This window comes from Pseudomonas sp. PDNC002, from assembly GCF_016919445.1.
In the GTDB taxonomy this organism is placed as follows: Bacteria; Pseudomonadota; Gammaproteobacteria; order Pseudomonadales; family Pseudomonadaceae; genus Pseudomonas.
This window is the reverse complement of record NZ_CP070356.1, coordinates 5,849,053-5,870,817: the sequence shown is the minus strand read 5'-3', so window position 1 is coordinate 5,870,817 and position 21,765 is coordinate 5,849,053. Positions and strand designations below refer to the sequence as shown.

At 61.6% G+C, this 21,765-nt stretch carries 21 protein-coding genes; 9 read left to right on the top strand and 12 right to left on the bottom strand.

Translation table 11 applies throughout. The features are described from left to right. The first annotated feature begins 70 nt into the window (after positions 1-70). Positions 71-1,387 (top strand): OprO/OprP family phosphate-selective porin, encoded by a 1,317-nt coding sequence (locus JVX91_RS26555; RefSeq protein WP_205337019.1) that lies wholly within the window; start codon positions 71-73, stop codon positions 1,385-1,387. A 354-nt stretch (positions 1,388-1,741) separates the two neighbouring features. On the opposite strand, the gene JVX91_RS26550 is transcribed toward JVX91_RS26555, so the two are convergent. Then, complete coding sequence (locus JVX91_RS26550) at positions 1,742-2,206, bottom strand: GNAT family N-acetyltransferase (protein WP_205337018.1); 465 nt, start codon at positions 2,204-2,206, stop codon at positions 1,742-1,744. Between the two features lie 145 nt (positions 2,207-2,351). Here JVX91_RS26550 and JVX91_RS26545 point away from each other — a divergent pair, with 145 nt between their 5' ends. Continuing rightward, on the top strand, positions 2,352-3,491 hold the full coding sequence (locus JVX91_RS26545; protein WP_205337017.1) for an acyl-CoA dehydrogenase family protein: 1,140 nt from the start codon (positions 2,352-2,354) through the stop codon (positions 3,489-3,491). A gap of 42 nt (positions 3,492-3,533) precedes the next feature. Further along, positions 3,534-4,715, top strand: coding sequence for a CaiB/BaiF CoA-transferase family protein (locus JVX91_RS26540; RefSeq protein WP_205337016.1), 1,182 nt, complete (start codon positions 3,534-3,536; stop codon positions 4,713-4,715). Between the two features lie 6 nt (positions 4,716-4,721). On the opposite strand, the gene JVX91_RS26535 is transcribed toward JVX91_RS26540, so the two are convergent. From JVX91_RS26535 to JVX91_RS26500, 8 genes are all read right to left on the bottom strand, one after another. Next, complete coding sequence (locus JVX91_RS26535; RefSeq protein ID WP_205337015.1) at positions 4,722-5,219, bottom strand: SprT family zinc-dependent metalloprotease; 498 nt, start codon at positions 5,217-5,219, stop codon at positions 4,722-4,724. A 1,194-nt stretch (positions 5,220-6,413) separates the two neighbouring features. Continuing rightward, positions 6,414-7,010, bottom strand: coding sequence for a Yip1 family protein (locus JVX91_RS26530; protein WP_024764594.1), 597 nt, complete (start codon positions 7,008-7,010; stop codon positions 6,414-6,416). 160 nt (positions 7,011-7,170) lie between these two features. Further along, positions 7,171-7,767 (bottom strand): DNA-J related domain-containing protein, encoded by a 597-nt coding sequence (locus JVX91_RS26525; RefSeq protein ID WP_205337014.1) that lies wholly within the window; start codon positions 7,765-7,767, stop codon positions 7,171-7,173. A gap of 270 nt (positions 7,768-8,037) precedes the next feature. Then, a complete protein-coding gene (locus tag JVX91_RS26520) occupies positions 8,038-8,874 on the bottom strand; it encodes a fimbrial protein (RefSeq protein ID WP_205337013.1) in 837 nt (278 codons plus the stop codon). 646 nt (positions 8,875-9,520) lie between these two features. Next, on the bottom strand, positions 9,521-10,027 hold the full coding sequence (locus tag JVX91_RS26515) for a fimbrial protein (protein WP_205337012.1): 507 nt from the start codon (positions 10,025-10,027) through the stop codon (positions 9,521-9,523). 204 nt (positions 10,028-10,231) lie between these two features. Beyond that, a complete protein-coding gene (locus JVX91_RS26510; RefSeq protein ID WP_240201670.1) occupies positions 10,232-12,907 on the bottom strand; it encodes a fimbria/pilus outer membrane usher protein in 2,676 nt (891 codons plus the stop codon). 133 nt (positions 12,908-13,040) lie between these two features. Continuing rightward, positions 13,041-13,790: a fimbria/pilus periplasmic chaperone gene (locus JVX91_RS26505; protein ID WP_205337011.1), complete on the bottom strand. Its 750-nt coding sequence runs from the start codon at positions 13,788-13,790 to the stop codon at positions 13,041-13,043. A gap of 94 nt (positions 13,791-13,884) precedes the next feature. Then, positions 13,885-14,385, bottom strand: coding sequence for a fimbrial protein (locus JVX91_RS26500; protein ID WP_205337010.1), 501 nt, complete (start codon positions 14,383-14,385; stop codon positions 13,885-13,887). 546 nt (positions 14,386-14,931) lie between these two features. Between JVX91_RS26500 and ttcA the strand changes: the two genes are divergently transcribed. The 6 genes from ttcA (at position 14,932) to JVX91_RS26470 (ending at position 19,228) form a co-directional block, all read left to right on the top strand. Then, positions 14,932-15,759, top strand: a complete 828-nt coding sequence (gene ttcA / locus JVX91_RS26495; protein ID WP_205337009.1) for a tRNA 2-thiocytidine(32) synthetase TtcA — start codon at positions 14,932-14,934, stop codon at positions 15,757-15,759. 19 nt (positions 15,760-15,778) lie between these two features. Beyond that, a complete protein-coding gene (locus tag JVX91_RS26490; RefSeq protein WP_205337008.1) occupies positions 15,779-16,450 on the top strand; it encodes a DNA-3-methyladenine glycosylase I in 672 nt (223 codons plus the stop codon). Between the two features lie 28 nt (positions 16,451-16,478). Next, the gene (locus JVX91_RS26485; RefSeq protein ID WP_205337007.1) at positions 16,479-17,243 is read left to right on the top strand and encodes an NAD-dependent deacylase; all 765 of its coding nucleotides are present in this window, start codon (positions 16,479-16,481) and stop codon (positions 17,241-17,243) included. 69 nt (positions 17,244-17,312) lie between these two features. Further along, entirely contained in the window at positions 17,313-17,939 is a 627-nt protein-coding gene (locus tag JVX91_RS26480; RefSeq protein WP_205337006.1) for a C40 family peptidase, read from the top strand. Positions 17,940-18,019: 80 nt separating this feature from the next. Continuing rightward, a complete protein-coding gene (locus JVX91_RS26475) occupies positions 18,020-18,550 on the top strand; it encodes a C40 family peptidase (protein WP_205337005.1) in 531 nt (176 codons plus the stop codon). Positions 18,551-18,565: 15 nt separating this feature from the next. Then, entirely contained in the window at positions 18,566-19,228 is a 663-nt protein-coding gene (locus JVX91_RS26470) for a class I SAM-dependent methyltransferase (RefSeq protein ID WP_205337004.1), read from the top strand. 38 nt (positions 19,229-19,266) lie between these two features. Here JVX91_RS26470 and JVX91_RS26465 read toward each other — a convergent pair whose 3' ends face one another. The 3 genes from JVX91_RS26465 to JVX91_RS26455 are packed head-to-tail and all read right to left on the bottom strand — an operon-like array spanning position 19,267 to position 21,717. After that, positions 19,267-20,016 (bottom strand): SDR family NAD(P)-dependent oxidoreductase, encoded by a 750-nt coding sequence (locus JVX91_RS26465; protein WP_205337003.1) that lies wholly within the window; start codon positions 20,014-20,016, stop codon positions 19,267-19,269. 1 nt (position 20,017) lies between these two features. Continuing rightward, positions 20,018-21,319: an FAD-binding oxidoreductase gene (locus JVX91_RS26460; protein WP_205337002.1), complete on the bottom strand. Its 1,302-nt coding sequence runs from the start codon at positions 21,317-21,319 to the stop codon at positions 20,018-20,020. Next, positions 21,316-21,717: a GtrA family protein gene (locus JVX91_RS26455; protein WP_205337001.1), complete on the bottom strand. Its 402-nt coding sequence runs from the start codon at positions 21,715-21,717 to the stop codon at positions 21,316-21,318. Before JVX91_RS26455 ends, JVX91_RS26460 begins: the two co-directional genes overlap by 4 nt. Between the last annotated feature and the right edge of the window lie 48 nt (positions 21,718-21,765).

The following is a 21,765-nucleotide window of genomic DNA, read 5'->3' as shown; positions in this document are numbered from 1 at the left end:
GTCCTTGGGGGGCGCGCAGCAGCCAGGCACTCGGCGTGTTCAACGCAAATACCATTAAGGGGAATCTTCGATGATCCGTAAGCACTTCGCCGGTTACGCCGCCACTGCCCTGGCACTGGCCGTTTCCGCCCAGGCTTTCGCAGGCACAGTCACCACCGATGGCGCCGATATCGTTATCAAGACCAAAGGCGGCCTTGAGGTCGGTACCACCGACAAAGAATTCAGCTTCAAGCTGGGTGGCCGTCTGCAAGCGGATTACAGCCGCTTCGATGGTTTCTACACCAAGAACGGCAACGACGGTGACGGCGCCTACTTCCGCCGCGCCTACCTGGAACTGGGCGGCACTGTCTACAAAGACTGGAAATACCAGATCAACTACGACATGTCCCACAACTCGGGTAACGCTGACAACGGTTACTTCGACGAGGCTTCCTTCAGCTACACCGGCTTCAGCCCGGTCACTCTGAAGTTCGGCCGCTTCGACCCGGACTTCGGTCTGGAAAAAGCCACCAGCTCCAAGTGGGTCACCGCCACCGAGCGTACTTCGGCCTACGAACTGGCTGACTGGATCAACACCCACCAGGACGGCCTGGGTGCCCAGGTTGGCGGCGTGATCGCCAACATGGCCTACGTCGATGCCGGCGTGTACGCCAAAGATGCTGACGACACCGACGGCGACAGCGTCAAGCAGTTCAACTTCCGCGGCGTGTTCGCACCGATGAACACCGACGGCAATGTCCTGCACATCGGTGTGGATTACGCATACCGCGACCTGGATGACGTAGCCTTCGACTCCCGCATCCGTCCGCGTCTGGGCATGCGTGGTATCGCCACCAACGGCGGTAACGATGCTGGCGACAACGGCAACCGCGCCACCTTCGGCGGCGCCACCCTCAGCCCGGCCGGTTCCTACAAGGACGACTCCACCTGGGGTGGTGAATTCGCCTACGCCATCGGCCCGTTCTCCGCTCAGGCTGAATACCTGAAGCGCAAACTGAAAGCCGATGCCGCTGCCTTCGAAGACATCAAGGCTGACGGCTACTACGGCCAACTGGCCTACACCATCACCGGTGAATCCCGCGTGTACAAGCTCGATGGCGCCAAGTTCGACACCATCAAGCCGTCCAACAAGGAAATCGGTGCCTGGGAAGTCTTCTACCGTTACGACCACATCAAGGTGGATGACCCGAACGTGGTCGTGGCGACTGCCACCCGCGACGTGGGCGACACCAAGGCCAGCACCAACACCATCGGTGTGAACTGGTACGCCAACGAGGCGGTGAAGGTTTCCCTCGACTACGTCCACGTCAAGACCGACGGCATCCGCAACGCCAACGGTGATGACGACGGCAACGGTGTCGTAGGCCGCCTGCAGTACGTGTTCTAAGAACAACTCGCTGTACCGTTGACTCCTTTGTGTGAACCCCCGCCTCGGCGGGGGTTTTTTTATGGGAGCCGGGAAATTGCTTGCGAATGAGCGCCGAACATCCCGCTTGTGTAGGAGCGGATTCATCCGCGATTGGCCCGCCTCACGTCGAGGATGAAATCATCGCGTACAAGATCAACAGCCCCTCACCCTGACTCTCTCCCGGGGGGAGAGGGGACCGTGCGGTGCAGGATGAAACCCTCGCGTCAGTCGGCTCGGGCTGCCCCCTCTCCCCCAGGGAGAGGGCTGGGGTGAGGGGGATGCATCGGTATGGACTTCCCTGAATAAGACAGTTGCTCCTACACCCGTGCTGGATTAGCGGAGCAAGGGCCCAGCCGGGCGCCGGCGGAATTCGAACTCGAGCAACTCGTCGAATGGATTGCCCATTTCCAGTCGCGTCCAGCCCAGCTTGATGAGGAAAGCCAGAGCCCCTGGGTTGTCCGGCCTCACGCTGGCCCGCCACAAGGGGCTGCTCTGCAGTTCCGGTCGGCTCATCGTCAGCGCCATCACCGTGCGCCCGACGCCGGAGCCGCGCAACTCCGGGCGCACGGCAAGGTCGGTGACGAAGTAGTACGGATGCGCTGGGTTGGGCAGGCAAATCCCCACCACCGCCACCAGTAGGTCGCCACGCAGAATGCTGTACTGAGCCTTTTCCGCATCGCTCAGCACCTGTTCCAACCAGTAACTATCCATCGGGCCCAATTGCGCGTAGAGCACCGGATCGTCGAACCAGCTTTCGTACGGCGGAATGTCCTCGGCCTGGAAACGGCGAATCTTCATGCGGGCGCTCTCCGTGGGCGCTGCGCGACGTTTCACACTGGCATCCATTGGGCGATTGCGTCAATCGACCCTGAGCGCTCGCGTCATTGAGGCCGCGCGCACCCAGCACCTACCCTGCGGGCACTCAACCCACCGGGAGTCGATCATGCTGCGCAATCACTTCGAGACCGAGCACAACCTGTTCCGCGATGCGTTCCGAGCTTTCCTCAACAAGGAAGTCGTGCCCCACCAGGAAGAATGGGAAGACGCCGGCGTGGTGGATCGCAGCGTCTGGCGCAAGGCAGGGGAGATGGGCTTCCTGCTGCCCTGGGCGGAAGAAGAGTACGGCGGCACCGGTCTGAAGGATTTCCGCTACGAACAGATCATGTGTGAGGAACTGGCCGCCATCAACGAGCCGGGCTTCATGATCCCGCTGCACTCGGCGCTGTGCGGCCCCTACATTGCCGAGTACGGCAACGCCGAGCAGAAGGCCCGCTGGCTACCGGGGATCATCCGTGGCGAGAGCATCCTGGCGGTGGCGATGACCGAGCCGTCCGCTGGCTCCGACCTGGCCGGCATGCGCACCACGGCGGTGGACAAGGGCGATCATTACGTCCTCAACGGCTCCAAGGTGTTCATCTCCAACGGTCTGCTGGCCGACCTGGTGATCGTTGCCGCGAAGACCGATCCGGCGAACAAGCACGCCATGGGCTTGTTCGTCGTTGAGCGCGGCATGGAAGGCTTCGAGCGCGGGCGCAACCTGAAGAAACTGGGCATGAAGAGCCAGGACACCGCCGAGCTGTTCTTCAACAACGTGAAAGTGCCGAAGGAAAACCTGCTGGGCGACGCCAAGGGCGGCTTCTTCTACCTGATGAACATGCTGGCCCAGGAGCGCCTGACCAACGCCTGTGGCGCGGTGGCTGGCGCCGAGGCGGCGTTGAACACCACCATCGACTACGTGAAGGAGCGCAAGGCGTTCGACCGCCCGGTGGCGCATTTCCAGAACACCCGCTTCAAACTCGCCGAGATGCGCACCCAGATCGACGTGGCGCAAGTCTTCACCGACCGCTGCGTGATGGACCACAATCAGAAGAAACTCACCCCCGAAGTGGCCGCCGAGGCCAAGCTGTTCACCACCGAACTGCTGTGCAAGGTGGTCGACGAAGGCGTGCAACTGCACGGCGGCTGGGGTTACATGTGGGAGTATCCGATCTGCAAGATGTACGCGAACGCGCGCATCCAGCGCATCTTCGCCGGTACCTCGGAGATCATGAAAGAGATCATCAGCCGCGGCATGAAGCTCTGAGGCGCGGCGCCCACGCATCGATTGAGCGAAACAGGAGTGCCCATGAACGGCCCGCTCGCCTCCCTGAAGATCCTCGATTTCTCCACCCTGCTGCCGGGGCCGTTCGCCTCGTTGCTGCTGGCGGACATGGGCGCGCAGGTGCTGCGCGTGGAGTCGCCCACGCGCATGGACCTGGTGCGCGTGCTGCCGCCGCACGTGGATGGCACCTCCGCCAGCCACGCCTACCTCAACCGCAACAAGCGTTGCATTGCGCTGGACCTCAAGCAGGCGCAGGCGGTGGAGGTGGTGAAGCAACTGGTGCAGGAATACGACATCGTGCTGGAGCAGTTCCGTCCCGGCGTGATGGACAAGCTGGGCGTGGGCTACGAAGCGCTCAAGGCGATCAACCCGAAGCTGATCTACGTGTCGATCACCGGCTACGGTCAGACCGGGCCGTTCCGTGATCGCGCCGGGCATGACATCAACTACCTGGCGCTGGCCGGCGTGGCCAGCTACACCGGGCGGCGCGAGAGCGGTCCGTTGCCCTTGGGCGTGCAACTGGCCGATATCGGCGGCGGCTCGCTGCATGGCGTGATGGGCTTGCTGGCGGCGGTCATCCACCGGCAGCAGACGGGGGAGGGGCAGCAGGTCGACGTGAGCATGACCGACTGCGCCTTCAGCCTGCACGGCATGGCCGGCGCCGGCTATCTCGCCGCTGGCGTCGAGCCGCAGATGGAGAATCTCGCGCTCAACGGCGGCAGCTTCTACGACTACTACCGCACACGCGATGGCCGCTGGTTCTCAGTGGGCAGCCTGGAGCCGCAGTTCATGCAGCAGTTCTGCGCCGCCATCGGCCGCCCGGAGCTGGCCGCGCGCGGGCTGTCGCCCAAGCCGGAGGACCAGCAGGCGCTCAAGCGCGAAATCGCCATCGAATTCGAGAATCGCGATTTCCACGATTGGCAGGAGCGCTTCGCGGCGCTGGACGCGTGCGTCGAGCCGATGCTGTCCCTCGCCGAAGCGGTGGAACATCCGCAATTGCGCGAGCGTGGCGTGGTCACGCGGGTGCCCACTGGCAAGGGCGGGGAGCAGCTGCAGGCGGCTTGCCCGATCCGGTTCTCCGCCGGCCTGCCCGAGCCGCGCCATATCGGCGCTGCGCTGGGAGCGCACACGGCCGAGGTGATGGCGGAGTTGGGCTATTCGACCGAGCAGGTCGAGGCGTTGAAGGCGGCGAAAGTCATCGCCTGAGCGATATCACTCGCGGCGGGTTTCGCCGGTGAACACCAGGGTCGCGCGGCATCGCCGGCAATAGTAGCGGCGACCCTGGGCGACCAGGTTGTGACGCTGGGATGAGAAGGGGAATTCATTGCCCTCGCCGCAGTGGCAGCGATACAGGTAGCGAGTGGCGCGGCGGCGCTTGATCTCGTAGGTGTGGCAGCGGTCCGGCGGCAGCCCGTAGATGCCGCGCATGATCAGTTGCCACTCCTCGCCGTGGGGGCGAATGCGCGGACCGAACATCTGGTGGGCGATCAAGTGCGCCACTTCATGGGCCACGGTCTGCTGCAGGAAGTGTTCGTGGTTTTCCCGGTACAACTGCGGGTTGAAACGCAGCAGGTTTTCATCCAGGTGGGCGACGCCGGCCTTCTGGCCGCGTAGCCGGAAGCTCACTTCCGGGCGGGGAAAGCGCCGCTGGAAGAAGACTTCGGCCTGCTGGTAGCAGGCTTCGATGCGAGCGTTGAGCTGTTCAGGCATACAGTGGTTCTCCGACGGGGCCAGATTATGCCCGCAGTCGAAGCGTGGGTGGAGGATTTCTCGCGCCCGCTCGTCCGGCCCGCAGATTCAGGCAAGCCTGGCGAGTTTCAGGCAAGCACCGCTTTCTGTAGGAGCAAGCAAGCTCACTCCTACAGGATCTACCTGTGCATCGATGCAAGTCAGCCTTCGCGGACAAGGTCCGCTCCTACACAGCACCCACATGCTCTTGTAGGAGCGGATCTCATCCGCGACCCGGCCGCCAGGCCGGCCCAAAGAGCCCCCACAATATCCCCCAACAAGAAACCACCGAACAAACGAAAACCGGGCCACATGGGCCCGGTCTATCGTTTCAAGGTTGCGTATCAGGTGTACTCCGGCCCTCGGTGCGAGGCAGCCTTCGCGGACAAGGACCGCCCCCTCACGACAACCGCATGCTCTTCGTAGGAGCGGATCTCATCCGCGACCCGGCCGCCAGGCCGGCAAAAATCCCCCCACAAGAAACCACCGAACAAACGAAAATCGGGCCACACAGGCCCGGTCTGTCGCTTCAACGTTGCGTATCAGGCGTATTCCGGCCCTCGGTGCGAGGCAGCCTGCGCGGACAAGCTCCGCTCCTACACAGCAACCGCATGCTTTTGTAGGAGCGGATCTCATCCGCGATCCGGCCGCCAGGCCGGCCAAAAGAGCCCCCACAAAATCCCTCAACAAGAACCCACCGAACAAACGAAAACCAGGCCACATGGGCCCGGTCTATCGTTTCAAGGTTGCATATCAGGCGTATTCCGGCCCTCGGTGCGAGGCAGCCTTCGCGGACAAGGTCCGCTCCTACACGGCACCCGCATGCTCTTGTAGGAGCGGATCTCATCCGCGACCCGGCCGCCAGGCCGGCCAAAAGAGCCCCACAATATCCCCCAACAAGAACCCACCGAACAAACGAAAATCGGGCCACACAGGCCCGGTCTGTCGCTTCAACGTTGCGTATCAGGCGTATTCCGGCCCTCGGTGCGAGGCAGCCTTCGCGGACAAGGTCCGCTCCTACACGGCAACCGCATGCTTTTGTAGGAGCGGACCTTGTCCGCGATCCGGCCGCCAGGCCGGCCAAAAGAGCCCCCAACCAAATCCCCCCAACAAAAAACCACCGACCAAACGAAAACCGGGCCACATGGGCCCGGTCAGTCGTTTCAACGTTGCGTATCAGGTGTACTCCGGCCCGACGCCGCTGCCCCAGAGGATGACCGACAGGGCCATCATCGCCACCAGCACCACCAGTCCCACCGCCAGCACCGAGCTGGAGAACAGGAACCCTTCATCCTTGGGAATGTTCATGAAGGTCGGGATGCCGACGTAAAGCAGGTAGACCGTGTAGCAGATCGCGGCGGTGCCGATGATCATGCCCAGCCATAGGTGCGGATAGAGCGCCGCCAGCCCGCCGATGAACAGCGGAGTCGCGGTGTACGCAGCGAACACGATGCATTGGGTCAGCGATGGCGAAGCGTCGTACGTACGAGCCATCCAGTGGATGAAGGCGCCCATCACGGCGACGCCGGCGAGCATGGCGATATAAGTCATGATGGTCAGCTGTATCGCGCTGGCGGCGGTCAGCTTGACCGGTCCCGCATTGCCCAATACCCAGCCAACCTGCGTGGTGCCGATGTAGGCGGAAATGACCGGGATGGCAGCGAGGATCAGGACGTGGGTCAGATACATGTGGCTGATGGATTCTTCCTCGCCACGGATGTCCTGCCATTCCTGATCGGGATGGGTGAAGAGCCCCCACACATGATGGATCATGTCAGCATTCTCCTCTTCTTATAGAAGGTCGCCCCCCAGCAAGGCGCCTGATTCGCGTAGCCAGCGACATCCGGTGCCCGGCCGACCAATGCGACCTTATGACGCAGTATAGGAATGGCGGGATGCCACGTCGTCGGAGGGTTTAGAGCAAATGGAAGTTTCAGGGGCGGCTGTAATAGCGCTCCAGAATTTCCATTGCCTTGTTGATCGACTGCAATCGCGTGGTGCTGCCACCCCGGTCGGGGTGATGCTGGCTCACCAGTTGCCGGTAGCGCAGCTTGATCAGCGCATAGTCCACCGGGCCGTCTTCCAGTTCGAAGAGGGCCAGGGCGGCGGCCTTTTCTTCGTTCCCCTGCATGCGCGTCCAGAAGCTTTCCAGCAGCTTCTCCACGTCGCGTTCGGTGGTTTCCTTCAGATGCTTCTCGTCGAGATAGTAGACGCGCAGGGCGTCCTGCTCGCCCAGCGCCTGCGCCCCACTTATATAAGGAGAGAGACGAATCTGCAGTGGCCCTATCTCCAGGTGCGCTGCGTTGTCCGCCCAGAGCCGGTCACGCAAGCGGTACAGCGCGTTGAATACCAGGAAGTGCGTGCGGAACAGCACCAGCTTGTCGATCAGCGGCAGGTTGGGAACATGGGTGGAATGGCGCGCCTTCAGCTGCTGGATCAGCTGGAACTCGGAAATTCCGTCAGGCGACTCGCGCAGCAACTGCAGGAGTTGGTCGGCGAGATCGAGGCCAGGGTCGAGGTCGGTGGTCATGCTGTCAGATTAGCAGCAGCTCGATCTGGAGAACGGGCATACATCGCCTTGCGCATCGAAACGCGAGCGCGATCCGCCAGCAGGACGGCAGGGAGCGCTTGGGCACGTGAAGACGGACTACGGCGGAATGTGATGAGGGGAGGGCCGACTGATCCGGCATTCCCTCCGCGCGTCATGGAACGAGAAAAGGCACCCGAAGGTGCCTTTTCATCCAGAGAGGTTTCCGCTCGCCCGAACAGCGGGGGCTGTCAGGCGAGCGTCAGGTACGCATCACTGGTAGGTCAACCGCAACTCGACGATCCCTTGGACCTGGCCGCCGGTCACTGCCGCCGGGCTACCTTTGAGGTAGTAGGAGACGCGCAGGGGAAGCGGCAGCGCGGTGTTGCCCGAGGCGTTGTTATAACCCGCCAATGAGTAACTGCCGCTGTTCAGGACTATAGGATTACCCAGGCTGCTGGTCAGGCGCAGCCCGACGCCGTTGGCCTTGTCCGCTCCGGTATAGCCATTGTCGAAGGTGCCGTTGCTCGCATCGAGGATCGTGCTGAGCGGGCTCAGCGACCACAGGACGTTGTTCATCCCGGCGTCGCAGTTGAACGTGAACTGGAAGGGCGTGTCCTTGGGCGTCGCGGTGCCGGTGAAGTCGCTCTTCATCACCGGGTCCAGGTTCACAATCTGGTTCCCGACGGTGCAGGTGGGGGAAACGAACGACACCGATCCGAAGCTGTAGGTGGCAGTGCTCCCCACTTGTGCGTTTAGCTGTAAATGGGCCGCAGAAAGGTTCCCATCACCAGCCACCGTGTTCTTGAACATACCGGCCGACAGCACTGACCTTCCGGTCATGGTCCCGGAGCTGATGGCGCCCAGTTGCATCAGCCTCATCTCGACCTTCAAACCGTATGGTCGGTTCTGGTAGGCGGGCCAGGTCGGATCGGTGGAGGTAGCCGCCATTCCGCAAGCATAGGTTTGTGAATAGGTTGAGTTGGTCGGATATCCAAAGCTCGTATTTGAATACGTGATATCGAAAGGGCCAAATGTGGGGCATGGACCATCAGGCGTAAACGTCCAGCGTATCTCCACGGCAACGTTGGTATATCCGGTGGCGTACATGGTGAACCCCTCCGAGTCCGTTCCCACCGAAGTTAGCGTCGGCAGGGTTAAGCCGGGCCCTATACCCCAACGCTGACTGGCGGCCCCCGATGAGTTCCAGACTGCGCTGCAGGTTGCCCAGGCGCCTGAACTGACTGCTACCCAACCACCGATGGGGCGTGGATATGTCCCGCCTGGCGCGACTATTACGGGGCTTGGGAAGTTGATCATTGTCGAACCCGCCGAGCCCGCGGTGCAGTTCATGTCCGCCATGGCCTGGTGGCTCGACAGCAAGGACAGGCAGGCCAGTAGACACGTGAATAGCCACATGCGCACCTTACGAACATGAGTGTCGGTCGCATGGGATAGCTGGTGGTTCATTTCTCGCTCCGGCTCTACCTGGGCAGATGCATCAGAAGTAACGGTGAGTAATCGGCAAATCAGAACGGATTGGCGATGCACGGCCCAATGGCCTGGGTGCAATGGAAGTCAGAATCGACGCCCTGGTTGATTTGGGCGGCGCTCGATAAAGCTTTCGTCAAGGGAAAGTATTCATCGCGTGTCTGATTGCTGATGTCGGGCTTGCCTAAATCGCCTATCGGATTGTTCCTTGCAGCCCCGGATGGAAATCAATCCATCCGAGGGCTTCCTGTAACTGAACCGGGGGTCAGTTATAGGTAAGGAACAGCTGAGCAATAGTCTTCAGGTCGCCCGCAGTCGGCGCCGATACGGGGTAGTACTGGGCGTTGAAGTTGTAGCTTTGGGAGGTGCCGGTGAAGCTCACGCCCGGGTCGGTCACCAGGTTGATGGGCGTAGTGCCGTCAGCCTTGAGGATGCGGACGTTAACGTTGGTGCCGCCCACGATGGTGTTTTTCAGCGTGCCGGTTGTGGTGTCCACGTTCGTGACCGGGTCCCACTTCATGGTGGTGGTCGCGGCCGGGCAGTTGGTGAGGGCGATGCTGAACGGCTTGGTGCCATAGCCAGTGAAAGCGGACAGGGCGGTACGCTGCACAGTATCCAGGGTCACGGTGATCTGTGCCGGAGCCGCCTGGCCGTTGACCAGGCAGGTACCGTCGATGACGCGGCCGTTGATGGTGACCTGGGCGTCCGGGCCGGCGGCCATCGCAACCGAGGCGACCGAAGACAGCAGGGTGACAGCTAAGAGCTTTTTCATGGTGATGTCCTTCATGTTGAAATTTGGGCGGGAGTCTCAGCTCGCACCACTGTTGAAACACCGGTGATCCTCAAACCTGCCCATACGCCTTAAGAGCGGGATCACGTCATGGGCGAATCGTTTGCCTGCAAGTCCTGGCCGTTCGTCCTTGATGCCCGCCGCGAACCGTGCAGCGAGCTGCTTTGCCAGGCATCTGAACGCCAATCAGCGTTGAGCGACCTGCGGCTTACCGAGAATCATCTGGCAAGCGCCAGTGGCTTTCAGGAAGGGCGCGCCCTTGTCCTCGGTGGCTGGCAACTGGTAATTCACCTGGCAGCTCTGGCCGGATTCACTGCCCCATTTGACGATCAGCTCGCCCTTGGGCTGGAGGCCGCGCAGGAAGACGTTGCCGCCCTGGCCGACCATGCTCAGGCTGTTGCCTTTGCCGTCGAGCACTTCGGCACCCAACGGAATTGCCTGCCCATCGCTGCGCGAGACTTGCATCAGGATCGGCGCACCGATGACGGTGTCGTACTTGAGCAGGACCACCGCACCGAATCGCGGAGCGACCTGTTGCGAGGAGACTTCCAGCTCCACGTCCTTGGAGGTTCCCTTCGGGTCCAGGGTGATTTCGTTCTGGCGGTAAGGCGTCAAGCCGCCGACCACGGTGTAGCCGTTGCCGGTGACCTTGGCGCCGACGTTGCTGTTCACCGCCGCGCCTTCGGCGCCCTTGGCTTCGACAATGGCCATGGTCTCGCTCTGGTTCTGCGAGAAGTTGATGCCACCGGCGTGGGCAACAAGGGAGCCGCGCGCGCCGACGCCTATCTGCTTGTAGTCCTGGCCGTTGCTGAAGTTCGCGTTGAGCATGGTTTGCGGCAGGCTGTAGTTGACGTTGCCGCCACCGCTGAACTGACGGTCGCCGTCGTTCTTGTTGCCGCTGCCGTAAACGCTGTAGGAGAGCTCGTTGTTATCGCCCGAGGTGCCACTGAGCGTGGTCTGGATGGTGTTGTTCTTGCCGTTGGTGAAGTTGACGTTGTGCGACAACATCAGCGGATGCTTTCTCTCCATGCCGATAGGCACGTTCACGTTGAGCATGTAGGCGTTTTCGAAGTCGCCGTTCTGGTTGCGGGTACGCGAAGCGCCGATGGCGATGCTGCCCCAGTTGAAGCCAGTGTTGAAACCGGCCTGGAAGCTCGAGTCGCCGCTGCTCCTGTTCCAGTAGTTCTGCTTGGAGCCCGTGAAGTACAGGCTGCTGCGCTGGCCGATCGGCTGGTTGACCGAGAGCTGGTAACGGTTGCGCTGGCGATAGCCGCTGTAATCGTTGGTGCTGTCGTTGCGGGTACCCCACGCCTGGGCGAAGTCCGTGAAGCTCAGGTAGCCCTCACTGTTGAAGCGGTAGGCGGCGATGGTCATGTTGGTACCGGTGGCCTGCAGCAGTTTGCTGTAGGTCACGCGGTAGCTCTGGCCATTCATGCTGCTCTTCACGCCGTACTGGTGGTCGTCCAGGTTCTTGGCACTGGACTGGGTCACGTCGGACGCGAGCGCGCCGAAGGGCGTACTGAAGGCGAGACCGGCCTGGCCGGAGATGTAGTCCTCGGCCACGATGCCGCCGGTGTAGGCGGTCATGTAGTTGTTGACGCCGTACTGGTAAGTGCCCTGGGCGAAGTTCGGCTCGCGGTCCAACTGATCGTTGCGGTATTTGCCGGCGGTGAGGCTGTAGCGGGTGACACCGGGGCGGACCAGCTGGTTGATCGAGGCGTAGGGCACCAGGAAGGATTTCACCCGGCCGTCGGCCTCGGTGATTTCCACCGTCAGGTCGCCTGCGTAGCCCGTGTTGTAGAGGTCGTTGATCTCGAACGGACCGGGGGCCACGGTGGTTTCATAGAGAATATTCTGGCCCTGCTTGACCCGGACCTTGGCGTTGGTGTCGGCCACGCCGCGGATCACCGGCGCGAAGCCGCGTTGCGAGTCCGGCAGCATGCGGTCGTCACTGGCGAGTTGGACACCGGTATAGGGCACCGAGTCGAACACCGCGCTATCGGTGTAGTACTGGCCGGCGGTGAGCTGCGACTTCAGGTTGGTGATATCGCGCTGCGCATAGCTGCTGATGGAGGTGTACTTGCTCTGCGTCTTGGAGCCGTCGCCTTCGCTACGGTTGTAGTTGCCATTGTGGCGCAGGCGCCATTCACCCACGTTGAGGCCGGCATTGAGGCCGGCGTAGTAGTTGGTGGTGTTGGAACCGTTGTAATCATTGTCGTAGGCGTTGGCGTCGTACATGACGAAGCCCGCGGTCACGCCGCTGTCCCAGTCTGCCGGATCGACGTAACCCTGCACCTTGCGGCCCAGGTAAGCCTGCGGGATGGACACGTGGGCGGTGAGGTCGGAGAGGTCGACGCTCAACGTACCGTCGGGGACGGCGGCCCTCACGCTGACGCAGTCTCCCACCACGAGCATCTGGTTCGCGGGTGGCAGCTTGGTGACGTCCACGCCCATTTCGGCGAACTGCGAGGCCTTGATGCAGTAACTTGCCGGCTCGTCCTTGCCTTTGGCCACGGCGCGAATCGGCATGCGGCCGACCCAGGAATCATTGACGTAGACGTCCAGGCGATAGAGGCCCGGCTCGACCGGCGTCCCTTGCTCGAAGCGCTTGACGTCCACGGTGGGCACGCTGCCGCCATGGTCGAAGAAGCTCGGGTTGAATTCGGCGACTTCCAGCGAGTCGGTGTCGCGCTTGCCGGTTGCGGGTGCATCCGCTGCAATCGCGGAACCTGCGCCCAGGGTAAGCAAGGTTCCGTACAACAGGCAGAGCCCCATGGCGTCCGGGATGCTTGCCTGGGTCTTGGCAACGGCAGACGCGAGGAGGGTACGCTGATGGGGAAGAAATCCTTGCTTGCTTTCCATGATCGTAATCTCTGAGTTTCCGCCTTTGCGCGGACGAGCTGATCCACACCCCGCCGATGGCGGGGTGAAAAATGTCAGGTGTTTGAGCTAGCTAGAGCAGCCAGCCGAGCGATGGGCTCGGCTGGCGATGGGGCTAGAGCTTGGCTTCCAGCTTCTGTGCCGAACCCCAGTCATTCACCCATTCGAAATCCACCTGGGTGCCTGGGCCGGGCGGAGCGTTCAAGCTCTGCACGGGTAGATCCACGCTGCCGCCGGGAGCGACCATCTTCATGTCCTCAGGCTTGACCTTGAAAATCTTGCCATTGGTGGTGACGGATACAGTGGACAGGGAGACGTGGTAGACACCGTCGTTCTTGGCGCGCAGTGCATAGTTGGAGCCGGACTGGACAAACGACCACTTCAGCCCCTGGGCTGCATCGGAGGGAGTGCCCACCAGGCCCTCGGGGCGGTAGAAAATCTTCAGGCGCGACCGAACGGCGACCTGCATGAAATTCGAGTCCTTGTCTTTCGGCATGGGCGGAACGTCGAGCACGTTCAGCCAGAAAACTGTTTCCTGCTTCTGGGAAGCAGCGGCATCACCGGTGTAGACCAGGCGCAGCGCCTGCCCTTTGTTGGCCTCAACACGGGTGATGGGGGGAGTGATCAGGAACGGCCCGTCGGCTTTGTCCGGAGTCAGGTCAGCATTGCCTTTGTCTACCCAGGCCTGAACCAGGGCGGGCTGGCTCGAGCGGTTGGTCATCTTGACCGTTACTTCCCTATCCTTGGCGGGGTACACCACGCGAGAGCCCGAGATGACGATGCCTGCACTGGCGAGGCTCGACCAAACGGTCGCGATACTCAGAAAGCCGGCGACCCAGATGGATTTGGAGGAAAACGCTGTCATAACACACCAACCTTTACAGTGAGACCGCCAGGGGGCATGCCCCCTGGCGGGTAGTGCAGTTACCCTAAATGCGGCCCGAAGAGCCGCCCTACGATTAGTAGGTCAGGGTTACCAGACCGTAGGTCTTGACCAGGCCGGTAGTGACCGGAACGACCTTGGCGTAGTACTGCGCGAAGTAGTTCAGGGTTTTCGAGGCGCCGGTGAAGGTGATGCCCAGGTCGTTGTTCATGTTGATCGGGTTGTACGCAGCGTCCAGAACGCGGATCTGGGCGTTGGAGCCGCCGACTTCCTGGTTGATCAGGGCGCCAGTGGTGGCGTCGACGTTGATGAAGGGTTCCCAGCGAACGGTGGTGCTGGCTGCGGTGCAGTTGGTCAGCTCCAGGGAGAACGGAGTGTTCTGAGCCCAGTCACCTACGTTTTTCAGGGCGCTTTTGCTGATCTTGGCCAGGGTTACGTCGATGATGGAGAGGGAGCTCGAGCCGTTGATCAGGCAGGTATCGTCGCCCACTTCACCGTCGAAGTTGACTTGTGCGTCGGAGGCGAAGGCGCCAACGGAAGCGGTGGACAGGAGGGCAGCAATGAGCAGCTTTTTCATTTGATTTTCTCAGCGATGCTAGGCAGTTGGGGAGCCCGCCTGACGGATACAAGCCACATCCATGTCCCCGTGGCATTGAGCGCTGCCGAAAGTGGGCTAGCGACAATGCGAATTGTGCTGAATGAGCGCTTTTAACTCTGTCGGCGAACCCCTCTACCATGGTCAGAATGTTCTGCTACCCGATTTGAGTGACATTTTTGTCTGTGTGAATCGGCCCGTGCCTGACTGCGAGTCGGCTCTTTATCTGTGGCGGAAGGCCCGAAAACTCTGATGTTCAGGCCATTTTTTCGCGGATTTTTCCGGCTGCTGCGCGGGGGGGAGGGCAGGCTGTCGACGTGCTTTTACACTCGATTGGCATCCTCCCCACTCAGCTGAAATCTGCTCATGCAGGGATGCGCCGACCTGGCGATATCGATTACGCCATTTCCCTGTCCAGAAGTGTCTTTAGCGTCTGTAGGAATCGGCTTGGATCAAGTCGCTGTCCGGGTTTGGCGATTGCGCGTAAAATGGCCAGCTTTTCGTCTTGCCCCCGGATTCCAGAGCACCATGGCCAGCACTCTTTCGGTCAACCAGAACAAGCTGCAGAAACGCCTGCGCCGCCAGGTCGGCGAAGCGGTCACCGACTTCAACATGATCGAGGACGGTGACAAGGTCATGGTCTGCCTATCGGGCGGCAAGGACAGCTACACCCTGCTGGATATCCTGCTTTATCTGCAGAAGGTGGCGCCGATCCAGTTCGAGATCGTTGCGGTGAACATGGACCAGAAGCAGCCCGGTTTCCCCGAGCACGTGCTGCCGGCGTACTTGGAGTCCATCGGCGTGCAGTACCACATCATCGAGAAGGACACTTACTCGGTGGTGAAGGAGAAGATCCCCGAGGGCAAGACCACCTGCTCGCTTTGCTCGCGCCTGCGCCGCGGCACTCTCTATACCTACGCCGACGAGATCGGCGCGACCAAGATGGCGCTGGGGCATCACCGCGACGACATCCTGGAGACCTTCTTCCTTAATATGTTCTACGGCGGCACCCTCAAGGCCATGCCGCCCAAGCTGCTGTCCGACGACGGCCGTAACGTGGTGATCCGTCCGCTGGCCTACTGCAACGAGAAGGACATCGAGGCGTACTCGGTGCTCAAGGAGTTCCCGATCATCCCGTGCAACCTGTGTGGCTCGCAGGAGAACCTGCAGCGCCAGGTGGTCAAGGAAATGCTGCTGGACTGGGAGCGCAAGTCGCCGGGCCGCACCGAGATCATGTTCCGTGCGCTGCAGAATGTGGTGCCGTCGCAGCTCGCCGACCGTAACCTGTTCGACTTCACTAGCCTGCGCATCGACGAGGCCGCTACGCCGCGCTTCCTCGATGTGATGAATCTGTAAACGCCCGCAAGGACGCCTGATGCGCGATTACCAGTGGCTGCACGAATACTGTCTGAACCGCTTTGGCTCGGTCGAAGCCCTGGAGGCCCGTCTGCCACAGGCAAAGTCGCCGGCCGAGCTGGCGGCGGTGGGTGATGATCGCTATCTGTCACTGATCAGCCTGCGCATTTTTCGCGCAGGTCTGAAGCACAGTCTCGTGGACGCCAAGTGGCCAGCCTTCGAGGAGGTCTTCTTCGGCTTCGATCCGGAGAAGGTCGTGCTGATGGGCGGCGAGCGCCTGGAAAACCTGATGCAGGATACGCGGCTGATTCGGCACCTGGGTAAGCTCAAGAGCGTGCCGCGCAACGCCCAGATGGTTCTCGATTTCGCTCGTGAGTACGGTAGCTTCGGCAAGCTTCTGGCAGGCTGGCCGTCCACCGATATCGTCGGGCTCTGGAAGCTGCTGGCGAAGCGCGGCACTCAGTTGGGCGGCATGTCCGCACCGCGCTTTCTGCGCATGGCCGGCAAGGATACCTTCGTGCTTGGCGACGACGTGGTGGCCGCCCTCAAGGCCCAGGACATCGTCGACAAGGCGCCGACCAGCCAGAAAGACCTGGCGCTGGTTCAGGCTGCCTTCAACGCCTGGCAGGAGCAGAGTGGCCGTCCCTTGTGCCATATATCGATGATGTTGGCGTTCACGGTCAATCACTGACACGCAGCCCAGCTGCGGAGGAGGGCGCATGGATCCGGCGATCGAACGCACCGGCGCGGCACTGGCCCGCGCCGAACGCATCCTGGTGATTACCGGCGCTGGCGTTTCCGCGGACTCCGGTATGCCTACCTATCGTGGTCTGGGCGGTCTCTATAACGGCAGGACGGCGGAAGGCTTGCCCATTGAGGCGGCCTTGTCCGGCCCCATGCTGCGCGATGATCCGGCGCTCTGCTGGAAGTACCTGGCCGAACTGGGCCAGGCTTGTCTCGCGGCACAACCCAACGCCGGCCATGAAGCCATCGCCGAGCTGCAGCGGCTCAAACCCCAGTGCTGGGTGCTGACGCAGAACATCGATGGCTTCCATCGTCGCGCGGGTTCGCCACCGGAGCGGTTGATCGAGATCCATGGTGAGCTGGCGCCGCTGTACTGCCAATCCTGCGGCCAGGAGAACGCCGATCTGGCGCAGCACCTGGCTGGTCCGCTGCCGCCAACCTGCGCGCGCTGCGCGGGTGTATTGCGCCCGCCCGTGGTGCTGTTCGAGGAGATGTTGCCGGAGGCGGCGATCGACACGCTCTACGCCGAATTGCGCAAGGGATTCGATGCCGTCTTGCTGGTGGGGACCACCGCGAGCTTCCCCTATATCATCGAGCCGGTGCTGCGCACGCGGGCCGCGGGAGGCTTCACCGCGGAGGTGAATCCGGGGCTTACCGACCTGAGTTCGGTGGTCGAAGAAAGAATGGTGGGTCGAGCCTTAGACATTATGCCGCGCCTGCTGAGTCACATTCCGCGATAAAAAACTTGCATTACCCCCATTGAGCGGGCAAATTAGCCCGCTAATAAATGGAACTAATGAGACACGGTCGTGCCCATGCTTAAACGCTTAGCACCCCTCGTGCCCATGAGTTTCGTTCTGCTGCTGGCAGCTTGTGCCAGCCATTCGCCGGAATCGCAGCCGAACCAGGTCGCTTCAGCGCCTGCCACTCGAGCGGCAATTCAGATTGACCAACACAGGTCGACATTGGCGATTGAGTCGCAGGACGAGGGGGCCAAAAACGATAACGGCAGTTCGACTGCCCATATATCCGACATTCTGGACCGCGCGTTCTCGCTGATCGGTACTCCGTACCGCTTTGGTGGGAAGTCGGAGCGGACCGGCTTCGATTGCAGCGGCTTCGTGGGCTATCTGTTCCGCGAAGAAGCAGGCATCAGCCTACCGCGCTCCACGCGGGAGATGATCAATATGGATGTCCCGCTGGTCTCGAAAGAAGACCTGCAGCCGGGCGACCTGATCTTCTTCAACAACCGTGGTCGCGGTCGGGTTAGCCACGCTGGCATCTATATCGGTGACGGCCAGTTCATCCATTCGGCAAGCCGCCGTGGCGGTGGAGTACGGGTGGATAGTCTGGACGAGAGCTACTGGCGCTTGAGCTACATGGAAGCCAAGCGCGTACTCGAGCCGGGCTACGAGCCGAAGACGGTGACTCGCTGAACTTAAAGTTTTACTTTAAGTATTGCGCTTAACTCACTGTTGGTACAAAGTGATGGCACTCCTTGACGGGATGCCATCACATGCTCGTTTTTCAGCGCATCATCCTCCTCGCTGTACTCGCCTCCCTGGCCGCCTGTGCCAGTCGTACTCCGCCTGCGCCGCCGCCCGTGGTCCGCGCGACGGTTGCTCCCGTCTACAACACCCAGGCTGCCGATGACGTCCTGATCCGTGCCATCGGCCTGGTCGGTACGCCCTATCGCTGGGGCGGCAATACGCCTGATGGTGGTTTCGATTGCAGCGGCCTGATCGGCTATGTGTATCGCGATGCCACCGGCCTCCTCCTGCCGCGCTCCACGCGCGAGATGATCACCATGCGCGCGCCGACGGTGGGTCGTGAGTCCCTGCAGAGCGGGGACCTGGTGTTCTTCGCCACCAATGGTGGACGTGGCGTCAGTCATGCGGGTATCTATGTCGGGGAAGGGCGCTTCGTTCACGCGCCCAGAACGGGCGGGACCGTACGCCTGGACAGCCTCGACAGCGCCTACTGGCAGAAGACTTTCCTGGAAGCCAAGCGCGTCCTTGCCGTACAGAGTCTCGCCCTGCATCCCTGATTGTCAGGAGGGCTGATGACCACCCGTACGCTGAATCTCGACGACGCGCTCTACCACTATCTCCTTGATGTCTCCCTGCGCGACACGCCGCTGAAGGCGCGACTTAGGGCCGAGACGGCCAATCTGCCGATGTCCCGGTGGCAGGTCGCGCCGGAGCAGGGGCAGTTCCTCGCCTTACTGGTGAAGCTGACTGGCGCCAGACGTATCCTCGAAATCGGCACGTTCACTGGCTACAGCGCCTTGTGTATGGCAGAAGCATTGCCCGAGGGCGGCCATCTTCTCTGTTGTGACCTGCCGGGCGAATACAACGACATCGCGCGCAGCTACTGGCATGACGCGGGCGTCGATTCACGCATCGAGCTGCGCCTGGGGCCTGCGCTGGCCACACTGGAAGCCCTGAGGGCTGGCGATCAGCAAGGCAGCTTCGACCTGGTCTTCATCGATGCCGACAAGGCCAACTATCCCGTCTATCTGGAGCATGCCCTGGCCTTGCTACGCGAAGGTGGGCTGGTGGTCTTCGATAACGTGCTTTGGAGTGGGCGGGTGCTGGAAGCGGATTCGGCAAGCCCGGACACCCGCGCGATCCAGCAACTCAATCGCGCATTGAAGGACGACGCACGGGTCGATTATTCCCTGGTGCCGATTGGGGATGGGATGAGTCTTTGCCGTAAGCGCTGAGCGTGGCGGGCCCCACCATGGCGGTGGGGCAATGCACGTCAGATGTTGAGCTTGTTGAAGATCATGGCCGGCATGTGGCGGATTACACACATGATCAGTTGCCATTTGCGCGGGGTGTAGAGGGTGGGGACGCCCTTGTCGGTGGCCTGAACGATGTCGCTGGCAACATCCGCTACCGGAGCGAGCTTGGCGCCGTCTCCTTTCAGGTGGGCGGTCATGGGGGTGTCGGTGGGGCCGGGTTTGACCAGGGTAACCCGCACTGCGCTGCCGGCGAGTCGATGCTGCAAGCCTTCTGCGTAACGATCGACCAGGCCTTTGGCTGCGCCATAGACATAGTTGGACTTGCGCCCGCGATCGCCTGCGACGGAGCCGATCAGGACCAGTGAGCCTTTGCCGCTGCGTTCCATGTGGTTGGCAAACGCCTCGGCAAACAGTACGGGGGAAATCCCGTTGATTTCGAGCGCCTGCCGTGCGGTTTGCAGATCGCCCTGGCAACTGGCCTGATCGGGAAGGGAGCCGTGGGCGATCAGAACGATGTCTGCCGCTCCGCCTGCCAGCAATGCATTGACGGTACCCTGGATGGCTTCGGGTTCCAGAAAATCCGTGGTCAGGCAGTGGATGCCGCTGTTGGGACTGCGGACCCGGAGGTCGGTCGCAATGCGTTCCAGGTGTTCCTGGTTGCGTCCCACCAATGTCATCTCGACCTCTTGTCTCTGCGCCCAGAGTCGAGCGCAGTGCTCGGCGATGGAGGAGGTGGCGCCGATGATGATGATGCGTTTCTTGTTCACGTCAGCTTCCTAGTAGACGGCGAGAGAGTCCGGAGCTGATGCCCGGATCGCGGAATGCGTTGAATTCGGTCAGCCGGGGATAGCCGGACAGGAACAGCTCGCGAGGCATGCGCGCATCCTTCGCGGCGTACAGACGGCCGCCTGCTTCCGCCACGATGGCATCCAGGCGCCGCAGTAGCCCCAGCGTTCGCTCGCCGCGATTCGGGAAGTCCAGTGCCAGCGTCACTCCGGGCTGTGGAAAGCCGAGCATTCCCAGTGAATGGCGATTACCGAAGGTCTTCAGCACGGCGAGGAAGGATCCTTCCCCCGCTGATGCGATGGCTTGCAGCATCGCCTGGACGGCATCCCGGCCGACAGCTCGTGGTACCACGCTCTGGTACTGGTAGAAGCCTTTCGGGCCGTACATCCGATTCCACTCGAGCACATTGTCCAGTGGATAGGAGAAGGGTTCGTAGTGGGCGATGCTGCGCCCTGCGCGCCGCTGATTCAGGTAGAAATACGCGGCGTTGAAGGGACGCAGCGAGAGGCCGTTTACCAGCGACACCGGGGGTACGAAGGGGATGCTCATCCTGCGCCCCTTGGGGGCGGTTGCAGGGCCCGTTTCGGCAGGGTTGGCCCGCATGAAGATGCCCCGGCTGCTGCTGCCGGAAAGGCAGTCGATCCAGGAAACGGTCTGCTCCCAATTGGCCTCCGATCCGTCGGCCAGGGCGAAGAATTCATCCAGGTTGGCGTACGGAATCGTCTCGGTGTCCAGCCAGGGGCTCGCTACCTTCCGCAATTGCAGTTCGGCTGCGACGATTACCCCGGTGAGCCCCATGCCGCCGACCGTGGCGGCGAACCAGTCGGGGTGATGTTCCGGGCCGCACTCGATCAGCGTGCCGTCTGTTCGCGCCAGTGTCAGGTGTTTTACGTGATCGCCGAATGAGCCACAGACATGATGGTTCTTGCCATGCACGTCGTTGGCGATGGCTCCGCCCACGGTCACGAGCTGGGTGCCGGGGGTGACGGGAAGCATCCAGCCGCGCGGCACCATCAGGCGCTGGATATCGCGCAGGAGTACGCCGGCTTCGCAGGTCAGGCGACCGCTTTGCTCATCGAAGCGCAGCAGGTGATCCATTCCAGTGGTGGTCCATAGGGTGCCATTGGGGTTCAGGCAGACGTCGCCATAGCTACGCCCCATCCCGTGCGCCAGGCCTGGCAGTTGGCTGCGTTGAAGGTCGCTGACGACGCGTTCGCGCGCGGACAACGGAATGACCTCATGAAGAGGCGCGTCCAGCCTGCCCCAGGAATTGATGGGTCTCATGCAGCCTCCGTGCGAAATACATAACGCTTGTCCAGGTGGTACTTGGTGACGTAGCCAATGGCCAGGCCGATCACGCCGCCGAGATAGCGCATACCGTCGGATTGGAAGATGTGCTGGAAGGCGAACTCGAAGCCCCAGAAGATCACGGTGGTCAGTAGGCCCATGACGGTATAGAGCAGGAAAGTCTGGCCGTCGTGCGCGGCATTGCGGGCGCGGAAACGGAAGATGTAGCGCTTGTCCAGCACGTACTTGATGACCAGGCCTACGCCCGTACCGACGATAATCGAGAGCAGGATGGCATAGGGGCCGGGATAGATTTTGATAACCAGATCCTGTGAACCGATGTTTGCTGCGGTAGCGATTAATGCAAGAATTGCGTAGATAAAGGCGAGTTTCATCAGTAATCAACAAGTGATAATAGGATTGTGATGTTATGCAGGAGTCGT